At 29.4% G+C, this 15,133-nt stretch carries 14 protein-coding genes; 3 read left to right on the top strand and 11 right to left on the bottom strand.

Annotated elements, in window-relative coordinates:
* The first annotated feature begins 36 nt into the window (after positions 1 to 36).
* Positions 37 to 267, top strand: a complete 231-nt coding sequence (locus CLU81_RS12650; RefSeq protein WP_099710143.1) for a uracil phosphoribosyltransferase — start codon at positions 37 to 39, stop codon at positions 265 to 267.
* A gap of 39 nt (positions 268 to 306) precedes the next feature.
* On the opposite strand, the gene purD is transcribed toward CLU81_RS12650, so the two are convergent.
* Positions 307 to 1,581, bottom strand: coding sequence for a phosphoribosylamine--glycine ligase (purD, locus tag CLU81_RS12645; RefSeq protein WP_099710142.1), 1,275 nt, complete (start codon positions 1,579 to 1,581; stop codon positions 307 to 309).
* Positions 1,582 to 1,715: 134 nt separating this feature from the next.
* Between purD and CLU81_RS12640 the strand changes: the two genes are divergently transcribed.
* A complete protein-coding gene (locus CLU81_RS12640) occupies positions 1,716 to 3,026 on the top strand; it encodes a phenylacetate--CoA ligase family protein (RefSeq protein WP_099710141.1) in 1,311 nt (436 codons plus the stop codon).
* 43 nt (positions 3,027 to 3,069) lie between these two features.
* Positions 3,070 to 3,600, top strand: a complete 531-nt coding sequence (locus CLU81_RS12635) for an ORF6N domain-containing protein (RefSeq protein ID WP_099710140.1) — start codon at positions 3,070 to 3,072, stop codon at positions 3,598 to 3,600.
* 348 nt (positions 3,601 to 3,948) lie between these two features.
* Here CLU81_RS12635 and CLU81_RS12630 read toward each other — a convergent pair whose 3' ends face one another.
* From CLU81_RS12630 to CLU81_RS12585, 10 genes are all read right to left on the bottom strand, one after another.
* On the bottom strand, positions 3,949 to 4,716 hold the full coding sequence (locus tag CLU81_RS12630) for a glycosyltransferase family 2 protein (RefSeq protein ID WP_099710139.1): 768 nt from the start codon (positions 4,714 to 4,716) through the stop codon (positions 3,949 to 3,951).
* A gap of 34 nt (positions 4,717 to 4,750) precedes the next feature.
* The gene (locus CLU81_RS12625) at positions 4,751 to 5,734 is read right to left on the bottom strand and encodes a UDP-glucuronic acid decarboxylase family protein (protein WP_099710138.1); all 984 of its coding nucleotides are present in this window, start codon (positions 5,732 to 5,734) and stop codon (positions 4,751 to 4,753) included.
* Positions 5,735 to 5,808: 74 nt separating this feature from the next.
* Complete coding sequence (locus CLU81_RS12620; RefSeq protein WP_099710137.1) at positions 5,809 to 6,921, bottom strand: glycosyltransferase; 1,113 nt, start codon at positions 6,919 to 6,921, stop codon at positions 5,809 to 5,811.
* Complete coding sequence (locus CLU81_RS12615) at positions 6,902 to 8,164, bottom strand: O-antigen ligase (RefSeq protein ID WP_099710136.1); 1,263 nt, start codon at positions 8,162 to 8,164, stop codon at positions 6,902 to 6,904. The genes CLU81_RS12620 and CLU81_RS12615 overlap by 20 nt, the downstream gene beginning before the upstream one ends.
* Positions 8,161 to 9,246, bottom strand: a complete 1,086-nt coding sequence (locus CLU81_RS12610; protein WP_099710135.1) for a glycosyltransferase family 1 protein — start codon at positions 9,244 to 9,246, stop codon at positions 8,161 to 8,163. Before CLU81_RS12610 ends, CLU81_RS12615 begins: the two co-directional genes overlap by 4 nt.
* Positions 9,230 to 10,471 (bottom strand): O-antigen ligase, encoded by a 1,242-nt coding sequence (locus CLU81_RS12605; RefSeq protein WP_099710134.1) that lies wholly within the window; start codon positions 10,469 to 10,471, stop codon positions 9,230 to 9,232. Before CLU81_RS12605 ends, CLU81_RS12610 begins: the two co-directional genes overlap by 17 nt.
* A 38-nt stretch (positions 10,472 to 10,509) precedes the next feature.
* The gene (locus CLU81_RS12600; RefSeq protein WP_099710133.1) at positions 10,510 to 11,043 is read right to left on the bottom strand and encodes a methyltransferase domain-containing protein; all 534 of its coding nucleotides are present in this window, start codon (positions 11,041 to 11,043) and stop codon (positions 10,510 to 10,512) included.
* Positions 11,027 to 12,319, bottom strand: a complete 1,293-nt coding sequence (locus tag CLU81_RS12595; protein ID WP_099710132.1) for an oligosaccharide flippase family protein — start codon at positions 12,317 to 12,319, stop codon at positions 11,027 to 11,029. The genes CLU81_RS12600 and CLU81_RS12595 overlap by 17 nt, the downstream gene beginning before the upstream one ends.
* A 16-nt stretch (positions 12,320 to 12,335) precedes the next feature.
* On the bottom strand, positions 12,336 to 13,316 hold the full coding sequence (locus CLU81_RS12590) for a hypothetical protein (RefSeq protein WP_099710131.1): 981 nt from the start codon (positions 13,314 to 13,316) through the stop codon (positions 12,336 to 12,338).
* Positions 13,317 to 13,325: 9 nt separating this feature from the next.
* Positions 13,326 to 15,005 carry a hypothetical protein gene (locus CLU81_RS12585; protein ID WP_099710130.1) on the bottom strand — a complete coding sequence of 560 codons (1,680 nt, stop codon included), beginning with the start codon at positions 15,003 to 15,005 and terminating at the stop codon, positions 13,326 to 13,328.
* Between the last annotated feature and the right edge of the window lie 128 nt (positions 15,006 to 15,133).

Raw genomic sequence — 15,133 nt, 5'->3', positions numbered from 1 at the left:
TTACAAAACAATAAATAACATATAATTTTATAAATTATGACAGCTTTTTTTGAAGGAATACAATACTTATTCGTTAACATTTTATTTGCTCCTCTTGACTTTTTACGTCATTTAGAACTAATTACTTGGTTTGGTGCAAACACAATTAACTGGATTTTTATGATCATCTGTACATGTGCAATCGTTTATTGGATTAAACAATTACGCATATTTGATGCTGCTGGAACAGAAAACCAAGATACTACTGCTCACTCTTTTTTAAAATAAAAAGTATCTAACCCTTCGAAAAGGGTTAGAGAATTCATTTTATATTAGATCGAAGCCGATATCTTTTCTAAAATACATCTTATCAAAATTTAGTTTATCTATATTTTGGTAAGATTTTTTTATGGCCTGTTGGAAATCGTCCCCATAAGATGTTACAGTCAATACACGTCCTCCATTACTAACGACATTATTGTCCTCTAATTTTGTACCTGCGTGAAAAACTATAGAATCTGTAATATTTTCTAATCCTGTAATTACTTTTCCTTTTTCAAAATCTTCAGGATATCCACCAGAAACTACCATAATCGTAGTTGCACTTCTTGGATCAACTTCTAATTCGAAAGTATCTAACTTTTGATCTGCAACGGACTGAAACAATGCAACCAAATCAGATTTTAATCTTGGAACCACAACTTCTGTTTCCGGATCACCCATTCTCACATTGTATTCAATAACAATTGGCTCATTTTTTACATTAATCAAACCAATAAATACAAAACCTTTATATTCTATTCCGTCTTTTTGGAAACCTTCAATTGTTGGTTTTACGATACGAGTTTCGATTTTTTCCATCAAAACAGCGTCAACGTAAGGAACTGGAGAAACTGCTCCCATTCCACCTGTATTTAATCCTGTATCACCTTCACCAATACGTTTGTAATCTTTTGCAGTTGGAAGAATTTTATAGCTTTTTCCGTCAGTTAAAACGAAACAGCTTAATTCGATTCCGTCAAGAAATTCTTCAATAACTACTTTTGAACTTGCTGCTCCAAATTTTTCATGAACCAACATGTTTCTCAATTCTGTTTTTGCCTCTTCAAGATCCTGAATAATCAAAACACCTTTTCCAGCTGCTAAACCATCTGCTTTTAAAACATATGGAGGTTGTAAAGTTTCTAGGAACGCACATCCGTTTTCAACAGTTTCTGCAGTAAAACTGTCGTAAGCTGCTGTTGGAATGTTGTGTTTCATCAAGAATTCTTTTGCAAATTCTTTACTTCCTTCTAATTGTGCCCCTAATTTTGATGGTCCAATAACCGGAATATGTTGTAAACTTTCGTCATTTTTAAAATAATCGTAAATCCCTTTTACCAACGGATCTTCTGGTCCTACAACAACCATTTTTACGTTTTCCTGCAGTACAAATGCTTTAATAGCATCAAAATCAGTTGGAGACATTGCAACGTTTGTAGCAATAGCAGCCGTTCCTGCATTTCCTGGTGCAACAAAAAGTTTTTCGCAAAGCGGACTCTGAATCATTTTCCACGCAAAAGCATGCTCTCTTCCTCCTGATCCTAATAGTAAAATTGTCATGTTATAGTTGTATTTAGTTGTGGTGCAAAAATAATTGCTTTTGTACGTAAAAAATAATTAAATCTTAAAAAGTTCGTGATTCTTCTCTGTTAGTAATGGGATAATATTATTTTTGACGAAAATTCAACCCATAAATGATTTCTCTTTTCGACATTTCGCTTCAATTAAATGGTTTTCCAATAAAGAAAGCTAAAGCCGAATTGAACCAAATCGTAAATTTATCCGAAAAAGAATACACTCTTTTTCTGCAGAATAAAAAAGAAGAAATTGTCGCTTTTCATTTAGAAAATAACTCTTTCTACAAAGAATTAGTCGGGAATAAAACAGATTTGAAATGGGAAGATTTACCTATTCTGAACAAACAAAATTTGCAAAAACCACTTAGCGAAAGACTTTCAAGAGGTTATGCATTAAAAAATGTTTACCTCAACAAAACTTCCGGATCCAGTGGAACACCTTTTGTTTTTGCAAAAGATAAATATTCTCACGCCTTAACCTGGGCATCAAATATTATGCGTTTTGGTTGGTTTGAGATTGATTTTAATCATTCGTATCAAGCTCGTTTCTATGGTATTCCAATGGATTTTATTGGATATCATAAAGAGCGTTTTAAAGATTTTTTAAGTGGTCGTTTTCGATTTCCGGTTTTCGATTTATCTGATGAAGTCTTAGAGAAATTTCTAAAAAAATTCAAAACGAAAAAATTCGATTATGTCAATGGTTATACGAGCTCGATTGTTTTATTTGCTAAATATTTAGAAAAGAAAAATATCGTATTAAAAGAAATCTGTCCAACCTTAAAAGCTTGTTTTGTTACTTCGGAAATGCTTTTTGAATCGGATAAAAAACTTTTAGAAAAGCAATTTGGCATTCCGATAATCAATGAATATGGAGCATCAGAACTTGATTTAATTGCTTTTGAAAATCCTCAAGGCGAATGGCAAATTAACGCAGAAACGCTTTTTATAGAAATCTTAGACGATAATAATAATGTTCTTCCTTACGGGAAAGAAGGCCGAATTGTGATTACTTCTCTCTTTAATAAAGCAAATCCTTTTATCAGATATGATATTGGCGATATTGGAATTTTAGACGAAAAAAGTACGCCACAAAAACCAATTCTTAAGAAATTAATTGGAAGAACAAATGATGTTGCAATCTTACCAAGCGGAAAAAAATCTCCTGGTTTGACCTTTTATTATGTAACCAAAAGCATCATTGAAGATGATGGAAATGTCAAAGAATTTATCATCAAACAAACAAAATTAGATTCTTTCGAGATTGAATATGTTTCTGAAAATGAATTAGATTCAAATCAAATTCAGAAAATAAAAGAAGCTATTACATTGTATCTTGAACCCAATTTAAACTTCACTTTTACCCGAAAAACAGTTCTGGAAAGAACAAATCGCGGAAAATTAAAGCAATTTAAATCTTATTTATAATATAAATAAAATCTTACATTTGTTTTTTACTAATAAAAAACTCATGGACGATCATTCTCTGCTTTCTGAAGAAACAATTTCAAACAAAATATATTTTATACGCAATCAAAAAGTAATGCTTGATCGTGATCTCGCTTTACTTTATGGAATAGAAACGAAAGTTCTTAAACAATCTGTAAAAAGAAATATTTCAAGATTTCCCGAAGATTTTATGTTTGAACTTACTAAAATTGAATCCGATTCTCTAAGGTCACAAATTGTGACCTTAGAGAAAGGAAGAGGTAAATATCAAAAATATTTACCTTTTGCTTTTACTGAGCATGGAGTTTTAATGCTATCAAGCATTCTAAAAAGTGATAAAGCAATTCAAACCAATATTCTAATCATGCGTATTTTCACGAAAGTGAGACAAATGCTTTTGGATACAACAGAAATAAAAGTTGATATACTTCAGATTCAAAAGAAGTTAGAGAATCATGATAAAAATATTGAATTGGTCTTTTCTTATTTGGATGAACTAACTGAGAAAAAAGAAGATGGAAATAATAGAGTAAAAATTGGATATAAAAAATAATACATTCTTCAAGGTTGCAATTTGCCTCCTTAGAAACTTGAGGTCACAAATTGTGACCTCAAGTTTTTATAATATTTTATTTTAAGCTTATCGAAATAGGATTTGAAGATTGGAGGTCGCAAATTGCGACCTCCAATCTTGACTAAAATTCTCTAAGGTCACAAATTGTGATCTTAAAGAATTTATAATCTTTAGACTTCTCTGGACAAAACTTGAAAAATTGGAGGTCACAATTTGTGACCTCCAATCTTGACGAATATTCAAATCTTAAAGTCGCAAATTGCGACTTCAAGTTTAAAAATGAAAACTGATTTCTCTAAGGTCGCAAATTGCGACCTTAGAGAAATACTATCCTTTCTTTATATATTTTGGTTTAATAATCAATTGAGTGAATAAAAATCGGAACATTAATAAAACAGAAAACACAAAATTAAATCCGTGAAAATTTCTGTAAACACCAAAATTGTGTTTTATCAATTTGAATTTAGAAGACGAAATAGAATCTTTTCTTATTCTATAATATGCCAAAGGCTCAGGAACTGGTTTTGTTTCTTTGATTTGTTTAATAATAGTAAGCCACAATCTCCAATCTTGTCTTTTTTGTGTCGCTTCAATTACAATTTTTCTGAAGTAATCAGAATCATAGATCGCGGTTAAATTACCTACATAATTGCAAAAAAACAATTGATTGTAAGTTAGATTTAATGGAGCTTCAACTCGTCTGTTAAGATTGTTTCCTTCTTCATCTATACAATCATAAAAACTAAACGTAAAAGGCAAATCGTTTGCTTTTAAAAACTGAATCTGCTTTTCTAATTTAGACGGAAACCATAAATCATCAGCGTCTAAATAAGCAATATATTTTCCGGTTGCTTTTTCTAAAGCAATATTTCGGGCAACTCCGTTTCCAGAATTTTTAGCGAGTTGAAAGAGTTTTATCCGCTTATCTTTTTCAGCAAAATCTTTTATGATTTCTACTGTTTTATCTGTAGATGCGTCATCAACTAAGATTGCTTCCCAGTCTTGATAACTTTGATTTTGAACTGATTGTAAAGTCAACCCAATGAACTTTTCAGTATTATATGTTGGGATTATAATAGATACTAATTCGCTCATTAGATTGTAATGTATTCGGGATTTTATGCTTTTACTACTTTATGTAACTTGAAAAATCTTTATGTTCTTCTTTTGAAAGTTCTTCTTTTGAAAGTGATTTAAAATAATCGTATGTAATTTTCATTCCTTCTGCACGATTCACTTTTGCTTCCCAACCTAATAATTCTTTTGCTTTTGTAGTATCTGGTTGACGTTGCAAAGGATCATTTATTGGTAACGGATGATAAACTACCTTCTGATTCGTTCCTGTTAGTTTGATAATTTCTTCGGCAAAATCTTTAATCGTGATTTCGTCCGGATTTCCAATGTTTACAGGATAAACGTAATCTGAATGTAATAATCTAAAAATACCTTCAACCTGATCATCTACGTAACAAAAAGAACGGGTTTGCATTCCGTCTCCAAAAATGGTTAAATCTTCTCCGCGCAAAGCTTGCCCAATAAAAGCTGGAATTACACGACCGTCGTTTAAGCGCATTCTTGGTCCGTAAGTATTAAAAATACGAACGATTCTGGTCTCTACACCGTGAAACGTATGATACGCCATTGTTATTGATTCCTGAAAGCGTTTTGCTTCATCATAAACGCCACGCGGGCCTATTGTATTTACGTTTCCGTAATATTCTTCGGTTTGTGGATGAACTAATGGATCTCCGTAAACTTCAGATGTTGAGGCAATCAAAATTCTTGCTTTCTTTACTCTTGCTAATCCTAACAAATTATGAGTTCCTAATGAACCAACTTTTAGAGTTTGTATTGGAATCTTTAAATAATCGATTGGACTCGCAGGTGAAGCAAAATGTAGTATATAATCTAAATCACCAGGAATGTGTACAAACTTGGTGATATCGTGATGGTAAAATTCGAAATGTTCTAACTTGAATAAATGTTCTATATTTTTAAGATCTCCCGTAATCAGATTATCCATTCCAATAACATAATAGCCTTCTTTAATGAATCGGTCGCACAAATGCGATCCTAAAAATCCTGCTGCTCCGGTAATAAGTATTCTTTTCATAGTAATTATTTATACATCGCAAATGTAACTGATTTGAAAATTATAAAAATATATTTGACTTGATCTTTTCGAAATTATCCTGCCTTAAAAACTTTACATTTCTCTTCAACAAATCCTTTCATTTCATTTTCAAAACGTTGCTTCGAAAATTTCATAGCATATTCTCTGATTATTTGTGGATCAAATTTTATATTTTCGAAATTAATTATAGCTTCTTTAATCTTTTGAGGATTTTGCTCTTGAAAAAAAACTCCAGTCTCATTTTCAACAACAGTTTCTAATGTTCCTCCTTTTCCAAAAGCAATAACTGGTGTTCCGCACGCTTGTGCTTCAACAGGAATAATTCCAAAATCTTCTTCCGCAGCAAATACAAATCCTTTGGCTTTTTGCATGTAGCTTTTTAATCTTAAATTATCCACAAAACCAACAAACTCTATGTTTCTTTTGGCCATTTTCTGAAGTTTTTCAAACTCTGGTCCATCACCAGCAACAATCAGTTTTAATTTTGGTAATTTATTAAATGCCTCAACAATAAGTTGTGTTTTTTTGTATGAAACTAATCGGGAAGCTGTAAAATAGTAATCTTCTTTTTGTTCTTCTAAACTAAAAAAATCAACATCAACCGGAGGATAAATTACTGTTGATTCACGATTGTATATTTTCTTAATTCGTTGTGCAATATGATTCGAATTAGCAATAAAATAATCTACATTTTCTGAGTTTTTAAGATCCCATTTTCTAATTTTATTCAAAACATATTTTGCATAAAATCCTTTTAAACCTGAATCTAATCCCGAATCTTTTAAGTATTGATCCTGCAAATCCCACGCATATCTCATAGGCGAATGGCAATAACAAATATGCAATTGATTTTTATGAGTCTTAACTCCTTTTGCCACCGCAGAAGAAGAACTAATAATTAATTCGTAATCGCTTAAATTAAATTGTTCAATTGCTATTGGAAATAGTTGCAAAAACTTTCTATGATTCTGTTTCGCTGTTGGTAATCTTTGAATGAAACTTGTTTTGGCTTTTTTTCCATTTAAAATAAAGGATCGATCATTGTCATCCAAAAAATCAATCAAAGCAAAATGATCAAAGTCTTTCCAAATTGAATTTATAGAATGGATAACTTTTTCAGCACCTCCATTTACATAATACCAATCGCTAATTAATGCTTTTTTCATTTAAATTTCTGTTTTGAAAAAACAGTAAAGAATTAAAAAATCCAAAAAAGATAACTCCATCATGTCTGCTTAAAATGTTCTCAAAAGAAAAATTAAGAAAAATGAAAAATACAAATGAAATATAAATTCCTAATTTGTAATAAAAGGCTTTCCTTAAAAAATAGAACTGCGAAAATAAAAACAAAACAAGCCCAATAATTCCCGAAGACAAAATTATATTTAAATACTCGTTATGAGAATTGTAACTGATAACTTTGTAAGTATCTGTATTTGTGAATTTTTCATCATAACATGATTGTAATTTAGCATCAACATCTCCTACTCCATAACCCAAAATTGGTTCAAGTTTTAAGGTTTCATAACTACAAAAATAGATTCCATTTCTTATTTGTTCGTTACTGATATTGGGATAATTATCTTCATATTTTCCTTCTGGGAAAGAGAAATTGTAATTTTTTAATTTTTCAAATCTTTCTCCTATTCTATCTACTTTAGAAACTAAAATGAAGGTCAGGATTATTAACAAAATACTAGCGAATATTATTTGTTTTAGATTTTTAAACAAACAGAAAAAGCAAACCATAATCGTCGCTACAAAAGGCATTCTGGATCCTATAATGTATAGCCAGTAGAAAAAATATGCGATGATCAATAATTGTATCAAAATAATGAAATACTTTTTTGAAGCAATTTCATTTTTAATTTTATAAACTAAAACAATTATCGCAAAACCAACCCACATGGCCAGATAAGTTCCGTGTACTTTTATTTTACTTTCGATAAGTTGCCTAAAATCCCAAAACTTTAAATTTGAACTGTACAACTCATTAATCAAAGTTATGTGCAAGAAAAACAAAATTAATACTACTGCTAAACAGTAAACATTTGTAATTACTTTAATTTGTTTTGCATTCAAAAGATCTTTGTCATTAAACAAAAAAATTGCAGGAAACAAAACAGTCGGTAAAAGTCTAATTATAAACTTAATTCCTGTCTTAATATCACTTGTGTATAATAATGTAAAGGCAAAAATTAAAAATAGTGAGGAGAATAATAATAGTTGTATCGTTTTGTCTTTGTTCCAGAATTTTTTTCCTTCTAAAAAAAAATAACACAACGAAAATAAAAATCCACTAAACATTAAAACGCTTTCAACTCCCGTTGGTAAAACAGGGAAAAGCGCTATTGCCATTAGAAAAAAATAGACAACTGAATTGTTATACTGTAAAATAAATTGTTTCATTCTAATTTTTTGAAAGCACTTAGATGCTTTTCTATCGACTTTTCCCAAGTAAATTTTTCTAATTGTTTATTTCCCTGAGCAACTAAAAATTCACTCTTTGGCAAATCTTCAATATTATCTTTTATTAATTTGGCTAACCCAACATTATCGTTTGGATCAAAATAAACAACAGCTTCACCCCCTATTTCTGGCAAACTTGCAGCATTTGAACTTAACACTTTTGTCCCAGTTGCAAGTGCTTCAAGAATGGGTAATCCAAAGCCTTCGTAAAGTGAAGGAAAAACAAATAATTGTGCATTATGATAAATTTTCGGAATATCAGAATCATTTACATAACCTGTAAATGTAATATCTTTTTGTAGATTATTACTTTGTATGAAAGTATGAATATCATTCTCTTGAGTTAAAAATCCATCTTTCTTACCTATAAAAACTAATTTATATTTTGATTTAAATTCTTCTGATAACGTTTTATAAGCTTTTAATAAAACGATTAGATTTTTATGTGGCTTTATATTCCCAACATACAAAATGTAATTTTTAGGAAGTTTAAGATTGTATTCTGCCTTTGAATTTTCAAATAAAAATCTGTTAACACCACAATATACAACCTCAACTTTTTGAGAATTAGCATTGGTATATTTGAAAATTTCAGTTTTTGAAAATTCTGAAACTGTCAAAATTAAACTTGATTTTTTAATTGCATTTTTAAACAACATCCCAGCATACTTTTTCTTTAAATATGAAATTGAAGCATTGTTTGTTAAATGATAAACATCGTGAATTGTTGTAATTATTTTTCGGGCTTTTACCGGAAAAATTGGAACATTAAAATGTGGACACCACAAAATATCACAATCCGGAATTATGAATGGATACTGAAACTGCTCTTTTAAAGAATAAATATGAGCATTAAATTCAATTATTTTGACATCTTTACTCCACTCAAAAAATTGAATTTCATGAGTGTTTCCTAATACTAAAACCTCATCAAAAACATGTAAAATCCCAGGAATTACATTCTTTAAATAAGTCCCAATACCAGATGCATTTATTAACCGAATATCAATTACTAATTTCATCTATATAATTGTTTCTATAGGCCAAAATAATAGCCATTAACACCCATGGATATAAAAAGTAAATTTGTACACCAAAACAATAAATTAATATAAAACCAAGCAATAAAACAATTCCTTTATTGAAGTTTTTTATTTCGTAATAAACGCCATAAACGATAAACATAAAAAAGAAAAAACCCAGAATTCCCATTTCTACAATAATATCAATAATTCCACCAAATCCATGAGCATCAATATCTATAGATTCTTTTGGAGGTTTAGGGAAAAAACTTCGATACTCGGCATTATTTCTTAATAAAGGATAATTTCCAAGACCAATTCCAAAAATTGGATTTTCTTCTATCATATTCGGAACAATATAAACTCCTGAAACTCTTCCTAAAATCAAGTTAATATCTGTAGGTCGCTCTTTAACGGATTGTTTTACCCTATTTAATTCCGTTACATACATCGAACTTACATTCATAAACAAAAAATAAAACCCTACTAAGAAAACAAGTATTATAGGAAAAATAAAGGCTCTTAATTTGTTTTTTAAAATCTCAAAATTGAATAATGCAATCCAAATTACAACAAACAAAATTCCTGCTTTAGATCGGGCGAAAAAAGCAATAATTATAAATAAAAACAATTGCTTAAAAAATCTATATCTAGTGTTTTGCTGAAAAAAAGTAAGTATAAAAATAAAAGATAGCATTAAACCAAAAGGGCCACCTTCATTATAAAGTCCTCTTAATCTATTAGTATCATATACAACAATACTATTTTGTATCGATAGCAAACCTATTTTGACCAGTATATATACCAAAAAGAAGAATGCTGTAATGAGAATATTCCAATTCACTAAATAATCAATGATTTTCTTTGATTGATCTGTATTATTTTTAAATAATCTAAACGTAATAATACATAAACTAATGCATGTAACTAATTCAAAATAACGAGCAATAGTAATAACATAAGGCGCTTTAAATTTTGATGGTCCAAGAATATCAAAATGATGTGTCGAAGTAATAATAAGACCAAGAATCATTTCAATAGTAAAGAAAACAAAAAAGTAAAATATAAATTTATTGATTGATTTTTTTAAAAGAAATGGAGTTATTAACAACAATAAAAGCTCAGAAATTTTTACAAATCCTAACTTAACATCTGGCGTTTGAATACAAAAAGTAATCAAACAGACCGTTAAAATCAATTTAAGATTATTTGTATTTATTTTCACTTTTTACTAAAATCGATTTATAATTGAGCTTCTCTTTTTTACTTTTTAAGTTTCACCTCAACATTATATGCGGGGGCAAAATTGCGCAAAAATGTTTCTTCGTATATTTTTCTGGTTGTGTCATTGATATTAACCCAAATAAGAAATGGCCAATTTAAAGGGTTTTTACGCATAAACGTTATTTTTGAATACAACATTTCGCTAAACTGAAAATCAAAATAATAGTTACGATTATAGCGAATATTATCAATAAAAAAAGTGAATGTTCTAAACGAAAACATTTTCTTATGTGTAGGATCTATAAAATTATTACTCGATGTAAAATGCGGAACTCTAATTTCTACAATTCCTCCGGGTTTTAAAATCCGATGAATTTCTTTTAAAACTTTTATATATTCGACATGTTCTAAAACATCGTAACATAAAATATATTCAAAAAAGTTGTCTTCAAATGGAAGTTGATTTTTTTCAATATCACAAACTATATCAACACCAGGTAATTGTACTATATCTAAATTTACAAATCCTTCTTTAATATCATTTCCGCAGCCAATATTAAGCTTGTTTATCATTTTTTAAAAAGTTAAGTTTTGGAAATTTCAACATTAAAATTGCCCATAAAGATATCGAAATAAAGAATTCTGTAATATAAATTCCTGTTGCCATACCGTAGATTCCGAATTTTTTTGATAAAAATCCATTTACAACTACATTCAATAATACAGAAAATATCATGATAAAGGTTATTTTTTTTTGATTGTTAAAAACCATAAAAGTCATATATGGAACCATGTTCAAAGCAACAACTAAAGGAATCCAGGCATTATAAATTAAAAAATTGCTACACGCTAATCTGTTGGTTTTTAAAAAATAAGAGACTATCAAATCTGAAAAACCAGTTAGGAATAGTCCTGCTACGATCATTGAGATTAATAAAAAGATAAATAGTTTTTGAGCGAATAATTTGTAATCAAAGATACTTTTGGCAGCCAATTCACAAGCTTTTGGAAAAATACTTTGAATTATAAAAGAACCACAAAACTTAATGACCAATATAATTTTTTCGACCACGCAATAAATACCCAAAGCATACTCGTTTACAAATAATCCCAAAATCATAGGATTAAGATAAGCATTTGCATTAATAGAAATAACTTGAATAAAAATGGTAGATCCTGTTATTATTTCATTCTTAATAGCTAAAAAATTTGGTTTATAAAAACGCCAATTCAATCTAAAAAACAAGATAACAACTGAAAAAAAACAAGTTAAAAAATCAGATAATCCAATTGTTAAATTCACTAAAAACAAATTGGTTATATCATTGAGAAAAAAACAAATTATTAAAAAACTTACCCCTTTGCTCACCATAAAAAAATAAAAAAAATATTTGATTTTATGCAATGCCCGTAATATCCATAATGGGTTAAAAGCTCTGCCAATTAATATTGACAACGATGAGAAATATAAAAATGAATACTCATTTGCCTTTGGTAAAAAAGCATATATAGCTATTGAAAATAAAAGAGCTATTATAAATAAAATTGCTTTAGTATAACCTATTGTAAAGAAATATTTGTTTACAAATTCTCTATTATTCTCGTTTAATGTAACGTCTCGTGTTGCATTAATATTAAAACCATAATCTGTAATTGAAGCAATAAAAATAAAAATAGACTGAAACAAAATAACTAAACCAAAACCTTCAAGTCCACATTTTTTAATGATTATAGGAGAAATCAGTAACGGATAAATGAAATTGACGAAATTAATCGAAAACAAAAAAAAGGATGAATTAATATGCCTTCTATTTGCAACAATAGTTTCCGAAAATTTTGTTTTAAGCATTTTTTGAGCGTTAATTCTAAAGACCTTTTTGAGATTGTTTTCTATAAAATGCCCTAAACAGATAAATAAAACCGAAGATTAAAATAAACAAAAACGGTAAGATAATTTTTAGCTTTCCGTTAATAAATTTAGTGTTTTCAATATTTAAAGTAGAATTTATTTCCTTAATAGTTTTATCAAAACTTACTAATTTTAGTTTGTTTTTTCCTTGTTCATTAACTAAGTATTGCTTCGTTTTTATGATATCATTTAATTGCGTATTCTCGTTATAATACACCAATTTATCATTTTTACTAGTGTTTTTTACAGTGCTTGAAAACCCATTTAAAACATTGTCTATTTGGGCAATAATAGTATCATTTTGAGCAATTTGTTGTTCCAAGTTTTTGAATCCTATTTTTTGAATCGAATTAAAATATTCTGAACTATTCAAATATTTTAATAAAGGTTCTATAAATTCTTTTTCATCAACTAATTCATCTGAAATAAAAGAAATAGTATGAAAAGTGTAGTTTTTACTTGTAACATTATCTACTAACACTTTATTAATATCACCATCTTCAGCCATTAATTTTAAAAGTTCGAAATTTTGCTCTTTATCTTCTACAAATTTAAAAGCGTCAGAAACTGGTTTAATTTCTATTTTTTTTATTGCACTAGGATGAGAAATTCCAACAACCTTTTTTAAGAAAACAGTATCTCCAGAAGAAATTTTTGAATCAATTAGATCAATCTTTGAATATAAATAATCAACACTTCCAAAATTCGGTGTTACAATGATTTTATTTTCATATGATTCTCTATTAAAGTCTAAATACCATCCTAATCCGAATCCAAATATAAATAACGAAACAACAATGATCCAGTTTCGAACAAAAAACTGGATTAATCTAAAAATTGAACTGTTTATTCTATCGTAAAAACGACCAATACTTTTTGAAATCAGAAAAAGATCAATTTCTTGATCTTCATTATTCTGGGGTACTTTTGTACTCATTTATTGTTTTTATTTTACGTTGAAAATTTGTTCCAAAATTTTGATCGTAATCAAATACGTTGGTTTTACACCTGTTGTTCCTAATCCGCCTGAAGCTAATGTGCTTCCAGTTTCTAATGGATTATCTGAAGCATAATAAGCATAACGAACTTTGATATCGTGTGGCACACTTTTTCTGATTTTTGATGCTGATTGTATTGCTTTTTGATAATAAGAACCTTCCATTTCAAGACCAATTACTCCCCAAGTCGATTCGTGAAAGAATTTCAATAAATCCCTGTTTTGTAATGATGTTCCAAGAACGGTAACCATTGCGCCTTCAAAAACGGCAATGTCATTTCCTTCGAACATTGCGCCTGTTAATTCATTTTCGAAGAAATAATTATCCGCAGTTCCTTCATTTATATGCGCTGTCGGGATCATAATGTCGCCTTTTCCTCCTTCAAGAATTCCGGCTTTACCCATTATCGATACTGATTTTACTTCTAATTTTGTGTCTTTTTTATACGGTTTCAAAAGCTCATCGATCGTTTCGTAAGCTTGCTCACCAAAAGCATAATCCATTACAATAATAACAGGTTGCGCTTCGCCAAGTTCTGCTTTTGGAAATCCGGTTTTTGCCCAGTCAATTTTAGCCGTATCAAAAATCTGAACATCGATATTTGTTCCTGATGTATCCGGTAATGAAATCATTCCATTTTTCAGGGCTAAATCTTCTACATGACTTCTAATTTCTTTTGCGCCAGATTTACTTAATTCCTCATAAATAAAGAAATCAGATTTGTCCTTGAATTTTGTTTTTAACAAAGGCGTTGCAAAAATAGAATTCATTACACTGTGCATATTTGCACTAATAACGTGAATTGGTCTTTTTAAAAGATTATTAGCCTTTAAAACTTCCTTGATGTTTGTTGCCCAAATTTCACCATGAATATGATGTCCTAAACGCTCTCTTAAAACCGGACTAAAAGTTATGGTTCTTTTGTTGTTGTCAATAACTTCTTCAATCGCTAATTTTCCTAACCAATAAATAACGTGCAGGAAACGATCCGGATCATTCTCAGATCCAAAAGCGTCATAAATATCTAAAACTTCCTCAAACGTACGTCCTAAGATATTTGCAACGTGCGATATTGCTTTTTCTTTTTCAATCAAAGGCAATTTCTTAGTCTGCATTACAGCTTGTTCCAGCTTCATCCAATCGCGGGAAACTTCGCCGCCGTCATCTAACAAAACTCTATTTTTAATTTTATGTGATTCGATAAAAATGAAAGTCAAATGCGTCAGGATATCATAAATATCTGAACGTCCTCGCGTGATTTCAACATTCATTTGTTCCTCATCGATTCGGTAACAATTTCTTCTTCTTTTTGGAGGAACAATTGCCTGAAAATGTGATTTAGAATATCCTTCATCCGAAGTTAAATTAATAAATCGGCATTGCTCAATTCCTATCGGAAGACGTTCTATAACGTACAAAAGTCCGTTAAGTTCTACCTTTTCTTCGCCTATATTTCCGTAAATTTCCGGACGTAATGCTAATAATGATTCACGTAAACTATCACCCGAAACTCCCATTGGTTTATAAAAACCACGGTTAAATAAGTGACGCATTGTAATGTACATTTTTTCAATAGCAGCAGATGATTCCTGCGCTCTTGATCTTGATATATGTTTGGTTTCTTTCATGCTTATTATTTTAAAATCTTCTATTGAGAAGATGTAATAGGTAATATTTTATTGAACGAAATTAGGAATTAAAAATGTTAATTCGACTGAAATCTGTTCATGTTGTTATTTGATAACACTTATTTTAA

It is taken from the genome of Flavobacterium sp. 9 (genome assembly GCF_002754195.1).
GTDB lineage: Bacteria > Bacteroidota > Bacteroidia > Flavobacteriales > Flavobacteriaceae > Flavobacterium.
Note: the sequence above shows the minus strand (reverse complement) of the source record. Positions and strands in the feature narration are given on the sequence as shown.

Excerpts from the sequence above, each read along its gene's own strand:
- CLU81_RS12650 (WP_099710143.1), top strand. The coding sequence starts at position 37 with ATGACAGCTTTTTTTGAAGGAATACAATACTTATTCGTTAACATTTTA.
- purD (WP_099710142.1), bottom strand. The coding sequence starts at position 1,581 with ATGACAATTTTACTATTAGGATCAGGAGGAAGAGAGCATGCTTTTGCG.
- CLU81_RS12640 (WP_099710141.1), top strand. The coding sequence starts at position 1,716 with ATGATTTCTCTTTTCGACATTTCGCTTCAATTAAATGGTTTTCCAATA.
- CLU81_RS12635 (WP_099710140.1), top strand. The coding sequence starts at position 3,070 with ATGGACGATCATTCTCTGCTTTCTGAAGAAACAATTTCAAACAAAATA.
- CLU81_RS12630 (WP_099710139.1), bottom strand. The coding sequence starts at position 4,716 with ATGAGCGAATTAGTATCTATTATAATCCCAACATATAATACTGAAAAG.
- CLU81_RS12625 (WP_099710138.1), bottom strand. The coding sequence starts at position 5,734 with ATGAAAAGAATACTTATTACCGGAGCAGCAGGATTTTTAGGATCGCAT.
- CLU81_RS12620 (WP_099710137.1), bottom strand. The coding sequence starts at position 6,921 with ATGAAAAAAGCATTAATTAGCGATTGGTATTATGTAAATGGAGGTGCT.
- CLU81_RS12615 (WP_099710136.1), bottom strand. The coding sequence starts at position 8,164 with ATGAAACAATTTATTTTACAGTATAACAATTCAGTTGTCTATTTTTTT.
- CLU81_RS12610 (WP_099710135.1), bottom strand. The coding sequence starts at position 9,246 with ATGAAATTAGTAATTGATATTCGGTTAATAAATGCATCTGGTATTGGG.
- CLU81_RS12600 (WP_099710133.1), bottom strand. The coding sequence starts at position 11,043 with ATGATAAACAAGCTTAATATTGGCTGCGGAAATGATATTAAAGAAGGA.
- CLU81_RS12595 (WP_099710132.1), bottom strand. The coding sequence starts at position 12,319 with ATGCTTAAAACAAAATTTTCGGAAACTATTGTTGCAAATAGAAGGCAT.
- CLU81_RS12590 (WP_099710131.1), bottom strand. The coding sequence starts at position 13,316 with ATGAGTACAAAAGTACCCCAGAATAATGAAGATCAAGAAATTGATCTT.
- CLU81_RS12585 (WP_099710130.1), bottom strand. The coding sequence starts at position 15,005 with ATGAAAGAAACCAAACATATATCAAGATCAAGAGCGCAGGAATCATCT.